This is a genomic window from Pseudoalteromonas sp. SANK 73390 (genome assembly GCF_054966645.1).
In genome coordinates this window covers 35502-55888 of record NZ_ARPN01000041.1, presented here as the reverse complement: position 1 = coordinate 55888, position 20387 = coordinate 35502, and the positions used below count along the sequence as shown (strand labels likewise).

The following is a 20387-nucleotide window of genomic DNA, read 5'->3' as shown; positions in this document are numbered from 1 at the left end:
TTATTCCGAGGCTGCAGAAGAGATTAACGTGCCCTCTTCTTCGCCCATAATAACGCGTTTCAACGCGCCTGGTTTGTTCATATTAAATACGCTCACCGGCATATCATGGTCACGGGCAAGCGTAAATGCCGCTAAATCCATCACCTTTAATTCTTGATCAATCACTTCATTATACGTCAAATGACGATAAAGCGTGGCTTCTGGGTTTTTAACCGGGTCGTCATTAAATACACCATCAACCTTGGTTGCTTTAATCACTGTATCGGCCTCAATTTCAATACCACGTAAACATGCTGCAGAGTCGGTTGTAAAAAATGGGTTACCAGTACCTGCAGAGAATATCACTACACGGCCTGATTTTAACAAGCTAATTGCTTCTGCCCAGTTGTACGCATCACAGACACCATTTAACGGAATTGCCGACATTAAACGACAATTAACAAAAGCACGATGTAATGCATCACGCATTGCAAGTCCGTTCATAACGGTTGCTAGCATACCCATATGGTCACCAACAACGCGGTTCATACCCGCTTCGGCAAGCGAACCACCACGTAAAAAGTTACCACCACCGATAACTAAACCCACTTCTACGTCGAGCTCTACAAGTTCTTTGATTTCTTGCGCCATACGATCCAACACTTTTGGATCGATACCAAAGCCTTCATCTCCCATTAAAGCTTCACCGCTTAATTTAAGAAGAACGCGTCTAAAAACAGGTTTTCGATTGATAGTCATATTTTCCGGGCCATTTGTGAAAGTGAGATAAAAAATAACCGCGCTTATGATATTCATAAATGCGCGGCTATTTTAAAGAATTTTCAGCATCGAAGCAAAAGCAAATTGACGATTAACCTTCGGTATTTACTTTTGCGACTGAACAAACTTATTCGCCTTTTGCAGCAGCGATTTGTGCAGCAACTTCTGCAGCGAAGTCTTCTTCTTTCTTCTCGATACCTTCACCAACTTCTAAACGAATGAAGTTAGATACTGTTGCGCCTTTGTCTTTAAGAATTTCGCCAACAGATTTTTTAGGTTCCATGATGAAAGCTTGACCAGTAAGAGAGATCTCACCAGTAAACTTCTTCATACGGCCGATAACCATTTTTTCAGCGATTTCAGCAGGTTTACCTTCATTCATAGCGATGTCGATTTGTACCGCTTTTTCTTTTTCAACTACGTCAGCTGGCACATCTTCAGGGTTTACGAACTCAGGCTTAGACGCAGCTACGTGCATCGCAACGTGCTTAAGTGTTTCTTCGTCAGCTTCACCGGCAACAACAACACCAATACGCTCACCGTGACGGTAATTAGCTAAGTTTGCACCGTCGATGTACTCAACGCGACGAACGTTGATGTTTTCACCAATTTTAGCAACTAGTGCAACACGCGCTTCTTCAAACTGTGCTTGTAATTCAGCAATTGTTGTTTTAGATGCAGCAGCAACTTCTAGTACAGAGTTAGCGAACGCTAGGAAGTTTTCGTCTTTAGCAACAAAGTCAGTCTGACAGTTAACTTCTAATAATGCAGCGAAACCTTCGCCTTCTTTGATAAGGATTGTACCTTCAGCAGCAATGTTACCTGCTTTTTTAGCAGCCTTTGCAGCACCGCTCTTACGCATGTTTTCAATCGCCAGCTCAATGTCACCATCAGTTTCAGTTAGCGCTTTTTTACAATCCATCATGCCAGCGCCAGTACGCTCGCGTAATTCTTTTACTAGGGCAGCAGTTACAGCCATTAGAATATCCTCAAATATGAAATCTGTTTTAGGGAAGCGGAATAACCGCTCTTCAAGAATATCAAGTCTTCACCTTATTTAGATGAAGACTTGATGACAGCTAATTACTCAGCTTCTACGAAATCATCGCTTTCAGCTTGAACAACGATGTTGCTTTCACGACCTTCAGTGATAGCAGTTGCTACAGCGCCAGTATAAAGCTGGATAGCGCGGATAGCGTCGTCGTTACCAGGGATGATGAAATCAACACCATCTGGGTTCGAGTTAGTATCAACTACAGATACTACTGGAATACCTAGGTTGTTAGCTTCGCGAATTGCGATGTGCTCGTGGTCAGCATCGATAACGAAGATAGCGTCAGGAAGACCGCCCATATCTTTGATACCGCCAAGGCTCTTTTCAAGCTTTTCCATTTCACGAGTTAGCATTAACGCTTCTTTTTTAGTCAGTTTCTCGAAAGTACCGTCTTGGCTTTGAGATTCAAGGTCTTTAAGACGCTTGATTGATTGACGAACTGTTTTCCAGTTAGTCAACATACCACCTAACCAACGGTGATTTACGAAGTACTGATCACTTTGAAGAGCTGCTTCTTTAACTGCTTCGCTTGCAGCGCGCTTAGTACCTACAAAAAGAATTTTACCTTTGTTAGATGCTGTGTTTTGTAAAAAACGAAGTGCATCGTTAAACATTGGAACTGTTTTTTCTAGGTTGATGATATGTACACGATTACGAGCACCGAAGATGAAAGGCTTCATCTTAGGATTCCAGTAACGAGCTTGGTGACCGAAGTGAACACCTGCCTGAAGCATATCGCGCATTGAAACGTTTGCCATTTTAATTTCCTCTAATTGTTTAGGGTTAAGCCTCCACATATCCCATAGCACCAACATGCTTAGTAAATTACCAAGACATGCACCCAAGTGTATGTGTCGATATGTGTGTGTGTTAGTATGAATAATGTGTTTGCCTTAACTACAAACAACCTCGTAAGATATATTTGTAAAAAGACGGCGCGCTTTATACCATATAAAAGAGCATAACTCAACGAAAAGCACAAAATTTGTGCGCTGTTGCTAACTTAAAAAACCGACTTGGAGTCTCAATGAGTGCAGTGATAAAAACCCCTGAAGAAACCGAAAAGATGCGTATTGCCGGGCGTTTAGCCGCAGAAGTATTAGAAATGATTGGGCCTTATGTAAAGCCTGGGGTCACCACAGATGAGCTAAATACTATTTGTCATGATTATATTGTAAATGAACAAAAAGCGGTGCCTGCCCCGCTCAATTATCATGGCTTTCCAAAGTCTATTTGTACCTCAGTTAACCACGTAATTTGCCATGGTATTCCAAACGATAAACCGTTAAAAGCGGGTGACATAATCAATATCGATGTAACTGTCATTAAAGATGGTTATCACGGCGACACATCAAAAATGTTTTATGTGGGTGAGCCATCTATTCAAGGTAAGCGTCTGAGTGAAATCACACAAGAAAGTCTTTACCTTGCCATTAAAATGGTTAAACCTGGAGTGCGCTTGGGTGATATTGGTGCTGCCATTCAAAAATATGCTGAAGGCTTTAAGTACTCAATTGTACGCGAATACTGTGGTCATGGTATCGGTAAAGAATTTCATGAAGAGCCACAAGTGATGCACTACGGCAAGTCAGGTACTGGTGAAGCGTTACAGGCAGGGATGTGCTTAACCATCGAACCTATGGTTAATGCAGGCAAACGCCAGTGTAAGCTGTTAAAAGACGACTGGACTGTTGTGACTAAAGACCGTAGTCTATCTGCCCAATGGGAGCATACATTATTGGTCACTGACAATGGCGTAGAAATCCTCACTTTGCGCAGTGATGAAACCATTGAACGCGTGATTGAACACTAGGAGCCTTTGGTGGCACTGCCTAATAAAGTAAAAAAGCTGCTCGATGATGCCGAGCAGCTCTGCGAATTAAAAGATTGTTCTGTCTATTTTTATAAATGGCTAAACAATGAATTCTCTAAACAGCCAGTACGAAATCTAATCAATGCACGTGCAGAATTCATTGACCGCTTATTGATCAAACTATTTAACGAAACTGGCCTTGCACATAATCCAGAAATAGCTTTAATAGCCATTGGTGGATATGGCCGTGGTGAGCTACACCCCTATTCTGATATTGACTTTTTATTACTTGTGCAGTCCCCTCCTGATGAACAACTACAAGTAAATTTAGAGACTTTTGTCACTTTGCTGTGGGATCTTAACCTTGAGATTGGTCACAGTGTTCGCACCCACGAGCAGGTGTTAGAACAAAAGCAACAAGACGTTCACTTTACCACCAGCCTACTAGAAAGCCGCTTGATCTGCGGTAATCATGTTGAATTTGAACGCTTGAAAAGCCATATCGTTGAAACACCAATTTGGCGCTCCGATGACTTTTTTATTGCGAAAGTTAATGAGCAAAAAGTACGCCATAAAAAATGTCATGGTACGGCCTATAACTTAGAACCAAATATCAAAGAAAACCCTGGTGGCTTGCGCGACTTGCAAACGATTTTCTGGGTCGCAAAAAAGCATTTCCATGCCGAAACGCTTGAAGAAATAATCAGTCACGGTTACCTCACTCATGAAGAATATCAAGAACTGTTAGAGTGCATAGAAAACTTGTGGAATATTCGTTTTGCGTTGCATTTAGCTGCCGGGCGCAATGAAAACAGATTGCTATTCGACCATCAACCCAACGCAGCCGAGTTACTCGGTTTTGGAGCAGAGGGTAAAGCGTCAGTAGAGCGTATGATGAAACGACTATTTAGGATCATGAGCCGAGTTCGTGAAATGAACCAAATGCTGCTGTCTTACTTCGAGCAAAGCATTCTTCCTGAATACAAAGAACAAATGCCCATCCCACTTGATAGAAACTTTGAGCGGGTAGGTAATAAGATTCGAGTGAAAGACCCATCGGTCTTTTTTAGGCGTGACCAATTATTTGTGCTGTTTGAGCACATTGCCGAAAAACCTGAAATTGTTAATATTGACCCCAGTACCATTCGTACCATGCGCCAAGTGCGTCGACGGTTATTAGGTGACTTACAAGATTACGCAGGGTGCAGAGATGCTTTTTTACGCCTTTTAAAACACCCAAATGGTATGGGCCGTGCGTTTACATTGATGCACAAGCATGGATTAATCGCGGCTTACTTACCCCAGTGGCGTAACATCTTTGGGCAAATGCAGTTTGATTTATTTCATGCCTATACAGTAGATGAACATACTCACAAGTTAATTAACAATATTTATCAGTACTTTGATAAAACACAACCCAGTAAATTCCCGATCTGCAGTGAAATCGTTACCCGCATGGATAAGCCGGAATTACTATACTTAGCGGCAATATTTCATGATATAGCTAAAGGTCGAGGCGGCGATCACTCAGAGCTAGGAGCTGTAGATGCACTCGCTTTTTGTAAAATGCATGGTTTTACCAATTCGGATGCTCGACTGGTTGCTTGGCTGGTTAAAAACCACCTGCTCATGTCAGTAACCGCACAGCGCAAAGACATTAACGACCCAGATGTTATCAATGAATTTGCGACTCAAATAAAAAATGAGCGTCAACTTGATTACCTGTACTGCTTAACCGTTGCAGATATTCGCGCCACCAATGATAACCTTTGGAATGATTGGAAAAACACACTCTTACGAGAATTATATTTACACGCGCAACGGGCGCTGCGTTTAGGCCTTGAAAACCCGATGGATATGCGCGACCAAATTCGCGATAAAAAGCATCAAGCAAAACAAAGGCTCATCAACAAAGGTTATGAAGAAGAATTTATAGATTTAAGTTGGTCACGTTTTAAAGCAAATTACTTTACGGCTTTTAGCGAGCAGCAAATTTCTTGGCATAGTGAACACTTACTTAAAGCAAAAGACTTAAGCCAAGCTAGTGTAGTGGTGAGTGAAAAGCCAATGCATGGTGGTACACAGGTTTTTGTATATAGCCCATATGAAGCAACTTTGTTCACCAAACTCGTCAGTGTCATCGGTTCAAAAAAAGCGCAAATCCAACACGCACAAGTGATGACAACAAAAGATGGTTATGTGGTTTTTAGTTTTGTGATTTTAGAAGTAAGTGGTAACCCTGTTGCAAGTACACGCGCAAACTCAATTCGCAGAGGTATTGACGCGGTGCTCCAAGGCCCTAAGAAAAAAATACGACTTAAGAAGAATCGTTCGCAACGATTTAAAGACTTTAATATCAAACCAAAAATCATTGTCCGCCCACATGCGCGCAGTGATAGGAATCTAATTGAAATTCAAGCGATTGATATACAAGGATTACTAACCAAAATTGCCGAAGTATTTCAAGCCAATTCACTACATATTCATGCAGCTCGAATTACAACGGTGGGCGAACGTGCAGAAGATTTCTTTGTGGTATCAGATGAAAATTATCAAGCTTTAAGCGAAGAGCACAAAGCAGAATTGCATCGTGATTTAATGAAAAAGTTAAACGCAGAATCAGAATAAAAGAGGACGTTATGTCAGATCTAAAGCTAACTATTGAACAAGCGTGGGAACAACGCGATAGTATTTCACCATCTCAGGTGTCTGAACCCGTTAAAAGTGCCATTACACAAGCCCTTGCTCTGCTAGATTCGGGTGCAGCTCGCGTCGCAGAAAAAATCAGTGGCGAATGGGTTGTACATCAATGGTTAAAAAAAGCCGTTTTATTGTCGTTTCGCATTCGCGATAACCAACCCATGCACGACGGTGTTAACCAATACTTTGACAAAGTACCGTTAAAGTTCAGTGATTATACGCCAGAGCAGTTCCAACAAGGTGGCATGCGTGTGGTGCCCAATGCCGTCGCTCGCCAAGGCAGCTTTGTCGGTAAAAATGTGGTGTTAATGCCGTCTTACGTTAATATTGGTGCTTATGTTGATGAAGGCACCATGGTTGATACATGGGCCACTGTGGGGTCGTGTGCGCAAATTGGTAAGAATGTACACTTATCCGGTGGTGTTGGCATAGGCGGCGTTTTGGAGCCACTACAAGCGAACCCCACCATTATCGAAGACAATTGTTTTATCGGAGCACGCTCTGAAATCGTTGAGGGCGTGATTGTTGAAACAGGTGCGGTTATTTCAATGGGTGTGTATATCTCACAAAGTACCCGTATTTATGACCGTGAAACAGGCGAAACCCACTATGGACGTGTACCTGCAGGTGCCGTAGTCGTACCGGGCTCATTGCCTAGTAAAGATGGCTCACACAGTTTATACGCGGCTATTATTGTTAAAAAAGTTGATCAACAAACACGTGAAAAAGTCGGCATCAATGCGCTACTTCGCTCAATTGACGAGTAACTTTTAATGTTATAGAGGGAGAATCGCTCTCCCTTTATATTACCCCTGCTTGTGCTTTATAAAATAACCTACCAATAGATATAGCCTTGTCTCACTATAGCGCTTTACCACCATCTACATTCAATATTTGCCCTGTTATATAATCCGCCTCAAAAGCAAGAAAATATGCAGCTTTGGCTATATCCTTAGGGTGTCCTTGCCTTTGTAGTGGAATAGCCAACAAACGTTGCTGTTTTTGCTGCGCATTTAACTGACAGTCAGTGGGCCACATAATATTGCCTGGCGCAATTCCATTGGACCTAATTTGAGGTGCCATATCTTTAGCTATCGATTTAGTCACGCTCGTAAGCCCAGCCTTAGCAGCACAATACAACGCATGATCTTTTAGTGGCGAGTGAGCATAAATATCCAAAATATTAATAACGCAACCTTGGTTACTCTTTAAAGTCTGGGCCATTGCCTGAATAAGAAAAACAGGCATCGTTAAATTACTGTGCAGTAAACCTGCAGCATCATCTGGGGTAGCAGACCCTATCGGTGTCGGAAAAAAGCTAGATGCATTATTGATCAACACATCAACCTTACCCCAGCATGCCATCACTTTTGCTGCAAAAGATGTATAATCCTCCAAGCTATTAAAGTGACCTAAAAGTGCTTTGGCACTATTACTGCGTGACTCGTTTAACTCATCTTGCAATACATAAGCTTCATGTTCTGAGCGTTGGTAGTGAATAATCACATTACACCCTTTGCTATGAAAGTAACGCGCCATATAAGCACCTACCCGCTTTGCTGCACCAGTAATAACAACTACTTTTTGATATTTGCTCATCAGCGCTTACTGTCCTAAATAGTCCATTTCTAATTGTTGCCGCTGTTGTTATCCGCTCTGGCAAACCCGTCGATATTAAAGCATGTTGATCTTTGCTGAGTTTTTTGCAGCAACCCCTAGGGTCTGTTTATCTTTGAGGTATGAATTTTGTTCAAATCAAAGGCTTTCAATACGCGAAATGAGCAATGTAGCATAATGGTTTATGTCAGTTACGAATGACAAAGTAGTGTAAGCCTTTAGTTGAACTCCGCGAGCAGCACGTGTTGACGATTTATTCAGCGTTATCGGCTACATAGAATAACTTATGTGGACTCCCTCTTGTCAATAATAAAAACTTCTTTGAAAAATTAAACACATACTTATGTTCGAGCTCTAACTTATTTTAACTCTTTCTTTTTGACATTGGCAGGGAACCCATATAAGCCCCTAGTTATCTTGAATTAGTTCACTGCCACTTTCACCTATAGACTGTAGCAAATAGTTCAGTTTACTTTTTACCGTCTCATGAATCATACCGCTGCTAAAGCGAATACCCATTTGGCAAACTTTCGTATTTCCAGTATTTGACTCAAGTGCCATCAGTCGTACCGGTATACCGTAAATAGGCTCAATTAATACGTTACCTTCATCATTTAAATCAAATACATCAAGCTCAAAGGAGTAGTTATTAAATAGGTGAAGCTCTCGGCTATAAGTCAACTCAATAAGCATGCCTGTATGACTAATATTTTTAACTGTACCTGCAAGCTTACGATTGCTCGTTTGAACTCTTACTTTGTGTTCAGGCAGACTTGACAATCTAGTTGCGCCTCGGCGATTAGCCGAGTTCCAAGACTTTTGAATCGCATCTTCCAATTTCTCAGCGGTGAAGGGCTTCATTACATATTGCGACACCCCATTTTGAATAGCAGATAGGACATGCTCTTTATCACCTAAAGAACTCATCATAATAAAAGGGATAGCTTTTAACTTATCTGACTTTCGTACCTTACGCAGTAACTCATCTCCATCCATTTCTGGCATTTGCCAATCTGCAATAATCACATCTATTTTTCGTGCATTTAATAACTCAAGCGCTTCTTTACCATTGACTGCGGTATACACACGCTCAGATCCTAATCGGTTTTCTATGGTATTTCTTACTAAGTTACGAACTAGCTGGCAGTCGTCAACAACTAAAAAGCTTACATCTTGCATTTAATGCCTCGTTATAAAATTTATCAAAAAGAAATATACTCACTCGTAAACATAAACAGCAATGCAAGCGAACTCATTGTTTAGTTTTAGCACACCTTGCTCCAATAACAATAATCGCATTTTTGTTAATGATTCGTCATGATGATATTTCTAAGCGTGTTTTATACTAGGGGTTGTTATTTTTGAGGTATGAATTTTGTTCTAATCAAAGGCTTTCAATGCAAGGAATGGACTCTGTTGCATAGTGATCTATGTTAGTAGCCCATGACAACGCAGCGTAAGCCTTTGAGCAGTAACCATTTAGGTATTTTCTACGTTATCACCAGACTTACATAAAATAACTATGCTCTGCCTTGGGGGAAACACCTGAATAACTGCTGAAAAGATACAGTAAAAATTAAAACGCCCTAAATTGCATTAAATAAATACTCCGATTTTACCATTGGAAAATGGCCTAGTAGCTGCACATCTGCTAGTCAGCCAAGGTCGTAAGCTCAACAAGGACTTGCCAAGCTTACTTCTGGGCATTATTTCACAAAAACAATGTCATCGCCTTGTACATCAACTGTTACTTTATCACCACTGATGAAGTCACCTGAGAGCAAACGCTGTGCTAAGGGGTTTTCGATGTATTGCTGAACTGCACGCTTTAAAGGCCTTGCACCAAACACGGGGTCAAAACCACTCGCTGCAATTTTTTCAAGTGCTGCAGGCGTTAGAATAAATTCATACCCTTTATCACGTAAACGCGACTCTAGCTTCTCTAATTGAATACTGGCGATTTGCTTTATATGCTCACCTACAAGCGGATGGAATACCACCGTCTCATCAATTCGATTAATAAACTCTGGTCTAAATTGACTCGCTAACACCCCCATGACTAACTCTTTCAAAGCAGCATAGTCATTACTTCCCGCCTGCTCTTGAATAATGTCAGAGCCTAAATTTGAAGTCATGATAATCACGGCATTTTTAAAATCTACAGTACGCCCTTGGCCATCAGTTAAACGCCCATCATCTAGTACCTGAAGCAATATGTTAAATACATCAGGGTGTGCCTTCTCAATTTCATCGAGTAATATGACAGAATAAGGCCTGCGACGTACAGCTTCAGTTAAATAGCCACCTTCTTCATAGCCAACATAACCCGGAGGTGCGCCCACCAATCTTGCGACTGAATGTTTTTCCATAAACTCCGACATATCAATACGAACCATGGCATCTTCGGTATCAAACATAAAATGCGCAAGAGCTTTAGTAAGTTCTGTTTTACCCACACCCGTTGGGCCTAAGAACAAAAATGAGCCAATTGGGCGGTTTGGATCGGCAAGGCCAGCGCGTGAACGGCGAATAGCATTGGCAATTGCAGTAACGGCCTCATCTTGGCCAATCACCTTTTTGTGCAGCTCATCTTCCATTTGTAATAGCTTTTCACGCTCCCCTTGCAGCATTTTAGCCACTGGTATCCCTGTCCAACGAGAAAGAATCTCGGCTATTTCATCTTCTCCTACTTGGTTTTTCAACAAGCTCATTTCTTGCATCTCTGCTTGCGAAGCAAGATCAAGCTTTCTCTCTAACTCGGGAATGCGGCCATATTGTAACTCTGACATGCGTTGTAAGTCACTTGCACGCCTAGCTACTTCCAAGTCTAAGCGAGCCTGTTCAAGTTCGGCTTTAATAACTTGAGTGCCCTGCAATGATGCCTTTTCTGCATTCCACACTTCATCTAGCTCTTTATATTCGCCCTCAAGATCTCCTATTAACGATTGCATTTCACTGCGACGCTTTTGACTTGCTTCATCCTTTTCTTTAACTAACGCGTTATCTTCAAGTTTAAGCTGAATGATACGTCGCTCAAGTTTATCGAGTTGTTCGGGCTTGGAGTCTATTTGCAAGCGGATTGAGCTACCAGCTTCATCAATTAAGTCAATGGCTTTATCTGGTAATTGACGGTCACTGATATAACGGTGAGATAAATTTGCAGCAGCAACAATAGCTGGGTCGGTAATATCTACAGAGTGGTGTAACTCATAGCGCTCTTTTAAACCACGTAAGATAGCAATGGTATCTTCAACACTGGGCTCACTCACAAATACTTTTTGAAAACGCCGTTCAAGTGCAGCGTCTTTTTCTATGTACTGACGATATTCGTCCAGCGTAGTTGCGCCAACGCAATGTAATTCACCACGCGCTAAGGCTGGCTTTAACATATTACCCGCATCCATTGCGCCATCCGTTTTACCGGCCCCTACCATAGTATGAATTTCATCTATAAATAGAATAACTTGGCCTTCTTCTTTAGCCAGCTCATTAAGTACCGACTTTAGCCGCTCTTCAAATTCACCACGGTATTTGGCACCAGCAACGAGTGCGCCTAAATCTAAAGATAAAACACGTTTACCTTTTAAGCCTTCTGGTACTTCACCATTGATAATGCGCTGTGCTAATCCTTCAACGATGGCCGTTTTACCCACCCCGGGCTCACCAATCAGCACAGGGTTGTTTTTTGTTCGACGCTGCAAAACCTGAATGGTGCGACGAATTTCATCATCACGACCAATAACAGGGTCAAGTTTACCTTGCTCAGCACGCTCTGTTAGGTCAATAGTGAACTTTTCCAGCGACTGCCTTGTTTCTTCTGCATTAGGGCTATCTACTTTTTGGCCACCACGAATTGCTTTAATTGCAGTCTCTATCTTGGGTTGAGTAATATTAAGTGAGGTAAAAATATCTCCCAAAGGCCCTTTGTCTTCACAAGCCGCGAATACAAAAAGCTCACTGGAAATGTACTGATCTTTTCTTTTTTGAGCGTATTTGTCACACAAGTTGATCAAAGAGACGAGATTGTTTGAAAGCTGAACATCCCCGCCTGTACCCTCAACTTTGAATATTTTCTCAATTGCTTGAGATAACTTACTGTTTAATTCATCTGCGCTCACACCTGCTTGAGCAAGCAAGGCACGCACACTCGAACCATTTTGCTGTAATAGTGCATACATTAAATGAACTGGTTCGATAAATTGATGGTCCCGCCCTAGAGACAATGATTGCGCATCAGAAAGCGCAGCCTGAAATTTGCTGGTAAATCTATCTAAACGCATGGGTATCTACCTATATAAAAACGATAACTAGTTAATTAATGGGTATTGTTGCCAGATTGTTCAAGTAATAAGTGAAAGGAAAATAAGATTAATTGCGCCAGATCAAGCTGGCCATTCGCCCTGTTTGACCATCTCGGCGATAAGAAAAAAACAACTCCCTTTGACTTACGGTGCAATATTCTCCACCAAAAACTTGCACAACGCCTAACAAGTTTAATTGACGCCGCGCTATGGCATAAATATCACCAAGATACTTACCATTACCTTGCTCAATAAAATCATTAGTATGCGCTTTATGAAAATCACAAAATTGCGATTTAACTTCACCACCAACTTCAAACTGTTGCGCACCAATAGCAGGGCCAAGCCAAGCAACAAGTTGCTTAGGCGATGACTGGAATACGCCTAGTGTATTGCCAATAACCCCTTTAACTAATGGTTTCCAACCAGCATGGATTGCAGCTACTTCAAGACCTTGTTGATCACACACTAATATCGGCAAACAATCAGCCGTCATAATCGCCAAAGGCTGTTGGCGCAAGCGTGAGTACAAAGCATCAGCCTTTGGCCAAGGATACATGGGTTGCTCACAACTAACCTCAACCACTTCTGCACCATGAACCTGAGTTAACCAATGTGCTGGGCGTGGCAGATAGTTGAGCAACTGGTGATGATTCGCATCCACATCAACAGCGCTATCCCCGACATGATAAGCCAAGTTCAACCCTGTAAAAGGCCCATTAGAGCAACCATGAGCTCGGGTTGTCGATAACCCACCCACAACATGCTGCATAGGCCAATTTGGCAGTAACATTGACTAATTTCTTACAAAGCTAAATTAGGGTTTTCTTTCGTATCTTCACGCAAAGCTTGCGTAAGTACTTGCATATCTTCTGGCACTGGTGCTTCCCATGTCATCATCTCGCCACTAATTGGGTGTGCAATACTCAACTTAATAGCGTGTAACGCTTGGCGCTTAAAATCTCGTAACTGAGCAAACAACTCTGGTGTTGCATTGCGTGGGGGACGAGGACGACCACCATATAACTGGTCACCTATCAATGGATGATTTAAATACGCCATATGTACACGAATTTGGTGAGTTCGGCCTGTTTCTAAACGTAGACGCAAACGTGTATGCGCACGAAATTTTTCTGCAACACGGTAATGTGTAATTGCCGGTTTACCCATTTCATGAATCGCCATATGGGTGCGCTTTGTAGCGTGTCGGCCAATTGGCTTTTCAACCATGCCGCCAGCCGTCATTGTGCCATTACAAATCGCCTCATACTCTCGAGTAAAGTTTTCTCGCGCTTGTAGGTTTTTCACCAAATGCGTTTGTGCTTGAATGGTTTTAGCAACCACCATAAGCCCTGTTGTATCTTTATCCAAACGATGAACAATACCGGCTCGTGGAACATTAATAATCTCAGGGTGGTGATGAAGTAAGGCATTAAGGACCGTACCATCGGGGTTACCTGCACCTGGATGAACAACCAGCCCCATTGGCTTATTGATCACCAAAATATCATCATCTTCATATATGATATCTAAGGCAATATCTTGCGCCTCATATTCACGCGGTGCCTCTATTTGGGTTTCAATAGCAACCACTTCACCACCGAGTAACTTCTCACGAGGGGTGTTTAACACGGCTCCATCAACCATGACTTTATCATCTAAAATCCAAGTTTTTATTCTCGAACGAGAAAAATCGGGGAACAATTGCGCCAAAATTTGGTCTAGACGTTTACCACCTAACTCAGTGGGGACTTCAGCTTGAAGAGAAATTTGCTCTGACATTCGTAACTTTACCTAATTTACCAGTGCAAGCTGTGCTCGACTGGGTTAGAATCGCATAAATGCATAGTTTACTCGGTTTTACCCACTTGGCCTAGCCGAAGACAACAAAGGTAGTAAAATAAAATGATAAATAACTTAGGGAAGCGCGCCTTTGCCATCATACTTAGCGCCTCATTTTTAGGCTTAGCAGCCTGCTCTTCTGCGCCAGAACAAGATGAAATAGAACGCGTACCCAATAAATCTGCTCAAGCTCTTTATGAAGATGCTAAAGAAACATTAGATTCAGGTCTGTATGCAAGAGCTATTGAATTGCTCAGTGCAATCAACTCACGTTACCCTTTTGGTCCGTTTTCTCGACAGGTGCAAATGGACTTAGTATTTGCTCACTATCAAACGGGTAATACAGAACAAGCGCTCGCACACATTGACCGTTTTATTCGCTTAAACCCAAACCATAAAAACTTAGACTATATGTACTACATGCGTGGTTTAGTAAATATCAAGGCTGATGAAAACGCTTTCCAAGATTATTTTGGAATTGACAGAGCCGACCGTGATGCGAACCGTACTCGTGTAGCATTCCAAGACTTATCAACACTGGTTCAAAGCTATCCTGACAGTCAGTATGTGCCTGAAGCCAAAAAACGCCTTGTGTGGTTATTAAATAAAATGGCGCGCTATGAGCTTAAAGTGGCGCAATATTATTTTGAACGCGAAGCCTACCTTGCAGCTGCAAATCGTGGCAAATACGTTGTTGAACATTATTCACAAAGCAGTTATTTGAATGATGCTTTAGAGATGATGGAAAAGAGCTATAAGAAGCTTGGCCTGACAGAGCTTAGTGATAACGCGCGTCAAACTAGAAAAGTTAATAAGCGCTAGAAACTTCAATAAATCCTGTGCGTACTAATGTGTACGCGCAGAACTTACCTGTCTTCTTTAATTCTTTTGCAGTAATCATAAACAGTAGATAAATACTGATCATATAGTAGAGTGCGTGAATCGCCCTAATTAGTCAAGGTTGATAACACAGTTCACAGTATGTTTAACATTTCAAATTAAAAATACATTAATTTGGTGTGTGCTCATTAAATTGCGTCTTCATCTTCTTCGCCTGTACGAATACGTACCACACGCTCTACTTCTGTAACAAAAATCTTACCGTCGCCGATTTTTCCTGTTTGTGCTGTTTTTAAGATTACATCAATTGCTCTATCAACGTCTTCATCGCCAAGCACTATATCCAGTTTCACTTTAGGTAAGAAATCTACCATGTACTCGGCACCGCGATACAATTCAGTATGGCCTTTTTGGCGACCAAAGCCTTTTACTTCACATACCGTCATACCGGTTATGCCTACGTCTGATAGTGCTTCTCTCACGTCGTCTAACTTGAATGGCTTAATTATCGCTTCTATTTTTTTCATGGCTGTGTATTTTCCTATACTGGTGCGTCGATTTTAATCAATCCTAAAAATGTTAGCAAACAAAGTCATTGCTTTAGAGTCAAAAAGCACCATAATGAATAAAATTAATGTTGAACTCGTTGAGATATATGGATTCTACTGTGTATAAAGCCAAAGGTTTCACACTTATTGAACTGCTCATTACTATCGCTATTTTAGCAATACTTGCCTCAGTTGCTTTTTATGGTAATAATAACCTACTTGGCAATAATCGCGCCGAATCATATTTGCTTGATTTGAAACGCAATATTACCTTTGCGAGGGCGAAAGCAACCGCCAGTGATGAAATAGTCATATTTTGCCCTGTCGATGAAAGCCAACTATCTAGCGGCGACGATCTATCTTGCCTTAGTAACTGGTCCAGTTCTGCCAAAGTTGTTTTCGTTGATAAAAATAATAACGGTAGCTTTGACAGTAGCACTGAATCAATTTTAAGAGTGATAGACCCTATTCCTGACTCAGACTCTCTAGGCTTTACCAGTTCTTTTATACGTTTTGATAGCAGCGGTCAAATTACGAGCAATATTGGGAAGTTCATTTATTGCCCAAGTAGTTCCGAGAATACTGCGAATCAAATGCTCACAGTGACTTTATCTGGTAATGCTTTGTTCAATGGTGAAACTAACTCTAGCTGTAATTAACCTCAGCTCTGAATAAGCGAGTTTGCCCAATAAAGCTAATTTTCCTCACTCTCGGCGTTGCTTTCATTTGTAATAGCCCGCTATTACAAATGAAAGCGCCTTAATATTGAATAAAACATCATCATTAGATTGTACGTAATGTTTGTTTACAAAGTATTTTCTATTCCAAAACCCTTATCCGAACCAGAGGTTAATTAACATACCACTATGGTACTGATTATTTGCTTTTAGTGAGCAATAAGCTAACTTTTAACTCACTATATAGTTTGAACTCCAAGGATGGATGGTCATATGTTTCACAAACATGTGGGGCTAACTCTACTTGAAATACTCGTTACCCTTACCATAATAATCGTTTTACTAAGTCTTGCACTGACAAGTTATAGCGAAGTAATTTCTGCGCATCGCCCTGAGTTTGCCTTGAAACAACTCAAGCGCGCACTGCATTTAGCTAAAACTCAAGCGGCTTCATCAGGCAATAAAACAACACTTTGTCATCTTGAAAATCAACAATGTATTGACAATGCTTGGCATAAAAAACTTACCGTGTTTGTCGATAGAGGAGAGCTTAGGGTGCTGGATGGTGATGATATCCGGCTTCATGAACTATCTGCCATTGCGCCTCAGGATACTATCGAATACCCTAGGCGGGCGATTATATTTAATAGTGATGCCTCTATAAAAGGGTTTACCAATGGTACATTTGTGTATTGTTTACCAATACATGAAGGTGTTTCTGATGGTTTAGAAATGAGTGTTAGCAATTCCGGTAGAGCGCGTATAAGAGACACTAAAAAGTGCCCCTTGTAGGCCAACATTACCACCCTACTGTTGCCAGCATTGCTTAGTTGGCGCACTGCCATCACTGAGCTTTTGCCCTAGCTCGTTTATCATCAAAGCTGAGCATTGCGTGTCACCTAAGACTGGACCGGAAATTGGTGTTGCCTTAAATTCAAACTTATTATCGTCTACGGTCACTGTGATTGAATAATAGCCATTTTCAGTTGTATTAAGCACACCTATATCTGACAGTTTATTCGTATAACTTCGATTATCCACAAAGTATTGCTCTTGCCTATTTGCAGCATCGAGTAACACAACCATCGCATCTGAGCGCGCCGCCTTGATTAAAAACTGCTGATAACTAGGGTAAGCAAAAGATGCAACAATACCTATAATCACTAATACAATCAGTGCCTCTAACAAAGTAAACCCGTTGCTAAAACTGCGGTTATTTTTCATCATTTTTCTCTTTTTTGTAGATAAACATTTGTCGAGTCGTTAGGCCAAAATCAATTTGTGGTTCAACTAAGGTTGGCACCCCATCAACCATGACAGGCTGAGGGCTATCAACTATTTTTGCAGCTTTCCAAGGAGTGCCTGTTGATGGCCCATCTCCTGTACTATTTGCTACATCCGATTTAATAGCCGGGCCCACCATTCTTACAACAGTTTCACACCCGCCAGCGTTAGAGCCATTTTCACAACTAAAATAGACTTTGGGGGTGTCTGGTACACTGTGTGTCGTTTCATATTTTAGCTGCTCATAAACCTGAGTACCATAATGTAAATGCAACGCATATAAATTACCGGTACCTGTAGATACATCACAACGACTCACATTTGCAGGTGGTGTAAACGACGAAAAGTAAGCAATTCCGCCTGCTACTGTTGCACCAGCCAGCGACTTTTCATTACCGTTTAAAGCATATTTCCAACCATTAAAGCCACCTAATGTCGCCTCTACATTTGTAAAGCCGTTAAGATCATCTAAAGTAGATGCAAATGGATCGCTCGTTATATCCATTAGGTCACCCACTTTAATCGTCTCGGGTACATTATTTTTAAAAGATTGTGTTACGGTATTTTCATCTCTAATCATGAATAAGTAATCATTCACCCCAGTAGAAGTTGGCCTTGAACGATTACCCGAACCTAGAATAATTGCCTCATAAGGGGTGTCTTTACGCGTGGTAATATCCCCATCAGGTGTCGATGTGACTGTTACTTTACTAAAAAATGTTCGTGCTAAAGCAGGTTTATAAAAAAAACGCCTATCACCACTTGTACCATTTTGCGCTAACTCCGCCAATTGAAAATGCGTCCATGCTGTAGGGCTGTCTCCTGGCATATCAACACGCCATACCCCGCCGCCTGTATCCGCAAAATATAGCCTATCTGTATAACCATCATAGTTGGAGTCTAACATTGTTAAATCGCTCGCGACACTATGCTGGCCTGTAAACCCATTAGCAGGCGTTAACGACCACACTAAATCTCCAGATTGTGCATTAATAATAAAAACACCGCGACCCTTGTTGTCATCAGACTTAGAGTGATTGTCTTTATTTGTGTCATAACCTGCGCCAAAAATTAATACCGGTGTTTCTCCTTGGCTTTCAATAAAGGTAACCTCTGGTTTAGACCAAGTTTGCCCTAGCTCGGCAAAATCATCACTCCCCCCAACAAGCGCTCCATTCCACATTAGTTTGGGTCTATCTGGCGAGGTAATATCAAACGCATAGTAACGGTGCCCGCCTCGACGCATTCCAGCAAATAGCCACACTTTATCTTCACCATCTACAACACCGTTTTTCTGAGTATCATGAAAATATATAGTCAACGGGCCATCCATACCATACAATTTGGTATCAGGCCTGCTAATACGTGTTGGTTGTATTACATCAAATAAATCTTCAGGAATAAAAGCCCAGCTCTCCCTTACCGTATCTCCATTATCTTTAAACATATGCAAAAAAACCTGCATTCGTGCCAACAATCACGCGTACGTCACCATTACCATAATCCATTGAAACAGGCTTAGAATGCAATGGATCGCCAAAAATGGTATCACGACGCTCAGTTGTATTGCCATCACCATCCTCATCGTCCACATCAATACCATAGACCCAATTCACAGTTGTTCGTGCTTGATTCCCATTCACACCTAACTTTTGCGCGAATTTTCTTCTGTTTCCATAGCGAGTTCTTCCTTCACGCATTGTAAATCGTCGCAGCTCACCCCGACCAAAGTCAGAGTAAATCACTCTATTTACTTGTTGAGATAGCTGATAATTAACACCACCACGTTTGACGCTATTCCCATCTTGAGAGTTGGCTTCTGACCAAAAAGTGGTTGCCCCTGATTTAATTAATCCTTGTCCATCAAGCGCGTTGGCGCCTTGCATATCAACTACTTTATTATTTGAAAACTCTAGCTTTTTCAAGTTACCCTGCCAGCGTGTGTGACTTTCAGGGTAAAACATTGTGTAGTACAGCGAGTTACCGCTTCTAGTTTGATCTGAACTGCTGGTTGATACCGATGGCGAGGAAAAGCTATCGTTAAGTTGGCGAATGTTGTCTATCTGGTTTTTTAGTGCCTCTGACAATTCATTTGGCGTATTAGCCTGCGTATAAATCCCTCCCCCTAAATCAGCCGTTTTTTGTAGTATTTCTGTGCCTTCTTCACTCATTCCACGGCCAAAGCCAATAGTGTAAACACGACCTCTATCAACAACATTACCTTGCTGCGTATACAAGTCACTTTTCTCATGAATTAACTCAGCTAAAGCAGGCATATAATTATTACGCACTCTGCTTGCGGTCTTTGAAAAAGTACTAAAGTACTCACTTGTGATGTTAAAGTCGCTTTGACTATCATTAGAGGGGTCACCATCAGTCATAACAATCACATTCGCAGAGCTATTACATATTCTTGGGTCGCTGGCGATTGCTTCGAACGGTGAGATATATTGATAACCACGCTCGACATTAGTGTCTCGCCCTGAGGTAGTCCAATATCTTGAATAGTAACGACTGCCACCGGTTAGATATAAATAAGCTTCCCATAAAGTCTCACTGAGCGGCGTTGCCCCATTTGCTTCTAAAGAGTTAAGCTGATTTTTCATAGTGCTAGAGCTGGCCCCTAATCCAGCTAATATATAGCCACCATTGCTACCATTAAAACGCATCAAGCCAAAATCAATATCGGTGTTACTATCTACCAACGTAGTTATCGCCTCTTTAGCCACGCCTAAACGGTTATCATTGCACAAAGTATAGCGCCCTGTGGAGTAATTATAGCCACAGCTATTACCTGTTGTGCTTGAAAAAGCCATACTCCCTGATGTATCAAATACAACTAACACTCTGGGATTTTGCGTAATATCAGCATTTCGTTTGATATATAATTCGATGTCTTCAGCGGCAGCCTGACACGTTATAAATAATAAAATAACTAACACTTTAAACATT

General features: G+C 41.5%; 18 protein-coding genes. 6 read left to right on the top strand and 12 right to left on the bottom strand.

Annotation, left to right across the window (positions count from 1 at the left end; translation table 11 throughout):
* From pyrH to rpsB, 3 genes are all read right to left on the bottom strand, one after another.
* Nucleotides 1–738 carry a UMP kinase gene (pyrH, locus tag SANK73390_RS04385; protein WP_261591861.1) on the bottom strand — a complete coding sequence of 246 codons (738 nt, stop codon included), beginning with the start codon at nucleotides 736–738 and terminating at the stop codon, nucleotides 1–3.
* Between the two features lie 148 nt (nucleotides 739–886).
* Nucleotides 887–1738, bottom strand: coding sequence for a translation elongation factor Ts (gene tsf, locus SANK73390_RS04380; protein ID WP_462764003.1), 852 nt, complete (start codon nucleotides 1736–1738; stop codon nucleotides 887–889).
* 104 nt (nucleotides 1739–1842) lie between these two features.
* Nucleotides 1843–2571, bottom strand: a complete 729-nt coding sequence (gene rpsB, locus SANK73390_RS04375) for a 30S ribosomal protein S2 (RefSeq protein ID WP_261591860.1) — start codon at nucleotides 2569–2571, stop codon at nucleotides 1843–1845.
* Nucleotides 2572–2798: 227 nt separating this feature from the next.
* On the opposite strand from rpsB, the gene map reads away from it, so the two are divergent.
* The 3 genes from map to dapD are packed head-to-tail and all read left to right on the top strand — an operon-like array spanning nucleotide 2799 to nucleotide 7093.
* Nucleotides 2799–3626, top strand: coding sequence for a type I methionyl aminopeptidase (gene map, locus SANK73390_RS04370; RefSeq protein ID WP_462764000.1), 828 nt, complete (start codon nucleotides 2799–2801; stop codon nucleotides 3624–3626).
* A gap of 9 nt (nucleotides 3627–3635) precedes the next feature.
* Complete coding sequence (glnD, locus tag SANK73390_RS04365) at nucleotides 3636–6254, top strand: [protein-PII] uridylyltransferase (RefSeq protein WP_462763997.1); 2619 nt, start codon at nucleotides 3636–3638, stop codon at nucleotides 6252–6254.
* Nucleotides 6255–6265: 11 nt separating this feature from the next.
* Nucleotides 6266–7093, top strand: a complete 828-nt coding sequence (gene dapD / locus SANK73390_RS04360; RefSeq protein WP_462763996.1) for a 2,3,4,5-tetrahydropyridine-2,6-dicarboxylate N-succinyltransferase — start codon at nucleotides 6266–6268, stop codon at nucleotides 7091–7093.
* A 94-nt stretch (nucleotides 7094–7187) separates the two neighbouring features.
* Here dapD and SANK73390_RS04355 read toward each other — a convergent pair whose 3' ends face one another.
* The 5 genes from SANK73390_RS04355 to rluD all read right to left on the bottom strand — a co-directional run bounded on the left by SANK73390_RS04355 (nucleotide 7188) and on the right by rluD (nucleotide 14026).
* On the bottom strand, nucleotides 7188–7925 hold the full coding sequence (locus tag SANK73390_RS04355) for a pteridine reductase (protein ID WP_462763993.1): 738 nt from the start codon (nucleotides 7923–7925) through the stop codon (nucleotides 7188–7190).
* A gap of 426 nt (nucleotides 7926–8351) precedes the next feature.
* Nucleotides 8352–9122 (bottom strand): response regulator, encoded by a 771-nt coding sequence (locus SANK73390_RS04350; protein WP_462763990.1) that lies wholly within the window; start codon nucleotides 9120–9122, stop codon nucleotides 8352–8354.
* Between the two features lie 527 nt (nucleotides 9123–9649).
* Nucleotides 9650–12223: an ATP-dependent chaperone ClpB gene (clpB, locus tag SANK73390_RS04345; protein WP_261594267.1), complete on the bottom strand. Its 2574-nt coding sequence runs from the start codon at nucleotides 12221–12223 to the stop codon at nucleotides 9650–9652.
* An 88-nt stretch (nucleotides 12224–12311) separates the two neighbouring features.
* Nucleotides 12312–13037, bottom strand: coding sequence for a peptidoglycan editing factor PgeF (gene pgeF / locus SANK73390_RS04340; RefSeq protein WP_462763987.1), 726 nt, complete (start codon nucleotides 13035–13037; stop codon nucleotides 12312–12314).
* Between the two features lie 11 nt (nucleotides 13038–13048).
* A complete protein-coding gene (gene rluD, locus SANK73390_RS04335) occupies nucleotides 13049–14026 on the bottom strand; it encodes a 23S rRNA pseudouridine(1911/1915/1917) synthase RluD (protein WP_462763984.1) in 978 nt (325 codons plus the stop codon).
* A 123-nt stretch (nucleotides 14027–14149) separates the two neighbouring features.
* On the opposite strand from rluD, the gene SANK73390_RS04330 reads away from it, so the two are divergent.
* A complete protein-coding gene (locus SANK73390_RS04330) occupies nucleotides 14150–14908 on the top strand; it encodes an outer membrane protein assembly factor BamD (RefSeq protein ID WP_261594264.1) in 759 nt (252 codons plus the stop codon).
* A gap of 206 nt (nucleotides 14909–15114) precedes the next feature.
* Here the strand turns inward: SANK73390_RS04330 and glnB are convergent, their stop codons facing one another.
* Nucleotides 15115–15453 (bottom strand): nitrogen regulatory protein P-II, encoded by a 339-nt coding sequence (gene glnB, locus SANK73390_RS04325; protein ID WP_261594263.1) that lies wholly within the window; start codon nucleotides 15451–15453, stop codon nucleotides 15115–15117.
* A 140-nt stretch (nucleotides 15454–15593) separates the two neighbouring features.
* On the opposite strand from glnB, the gene SANK73390_RS04320 reads away from it, so the two are divergent.
* Both SANK73390_RS04320 and SANK73390_RS04315 read left to right on the top strand, forming a co-directional pair.
* The gene (locus SANK73390_RS04320) at nucleotides 15594–16133 is read left to right on the top strand and encodes a GspH/FimT family pseudopilin (RefSeq protein WP_462763980.1); all 540 of its coding nucleotides are present in this window, start codon (nucleotides 15594–15596) and stop codon (nucleotides 16131–16133) included.
* Between the two features lie 291 nt (nucleotides 16134–16424).
* On the top strand, nucleotides 16425–16943 hold the full coding sequence (locus SANK73390_RS04315; RefSeq protein ID WP_462763977.1) for a GspH/FimT family pseudopilin: 519 nt from the start codon (nucleotides 16425–16427) through the stop codon (nucleotides 16941–16943).
* A gap of 15 nt (nucleotides 16944–16958) precedes the next feature.
* Here SANK73390_RS04315 and SANK73390_RS04310 read toward each other — a convergent pair whose 3' ends face one another.
* The 3 genes from SANK73390_RS04310 to SANK73390_RS04300 are packed head-to-tail and all read right to left on the bottom strand — an operon-like array spanning nucleotide 16959 to nucleotide 20386.
* Complete coding sequence (locus SANK73390_RS04310; RefSeq protein ID WP_462763974.1) at nucleotides 16959–17378, bottom strand: type IV pilin protein; 420 nt, start codon at nucleotides 17376–17378, stop codon at nucleotides 16959–16961.
* Nucleotides 17365–18882: a pilus assembly protein gene (locus SANK73390_RS04305; protein WP_462763971.1), complete on the bottom strand. Its 1518-nt coding sequence runs from the start codon at nucleotides 18880–18882 to the stop codon at nucleotides 17365–17367. The genes SANK73390_RS04310 and SANK73390_RS04305 overlap by 14 nt, the downstream gene beginning before the upstream one ends.
* Nucleotides 18875–20386, bottom strand: a complete 1512-nt coding sequence (locus SANK73390_RS04300; protein WP_462763968.1) for a pilus assembly protein — start codon at nucleotides 20384–20386, stop codon at nucleotides 18875–18877. Before SANK73390_RS04300 ends, SANK73390_RS04305 begins: the two co-directional genes overlap by 8 nt.
* Between the last annotated feature and the right edge of the window lies 1 nt (nucleotide 20387).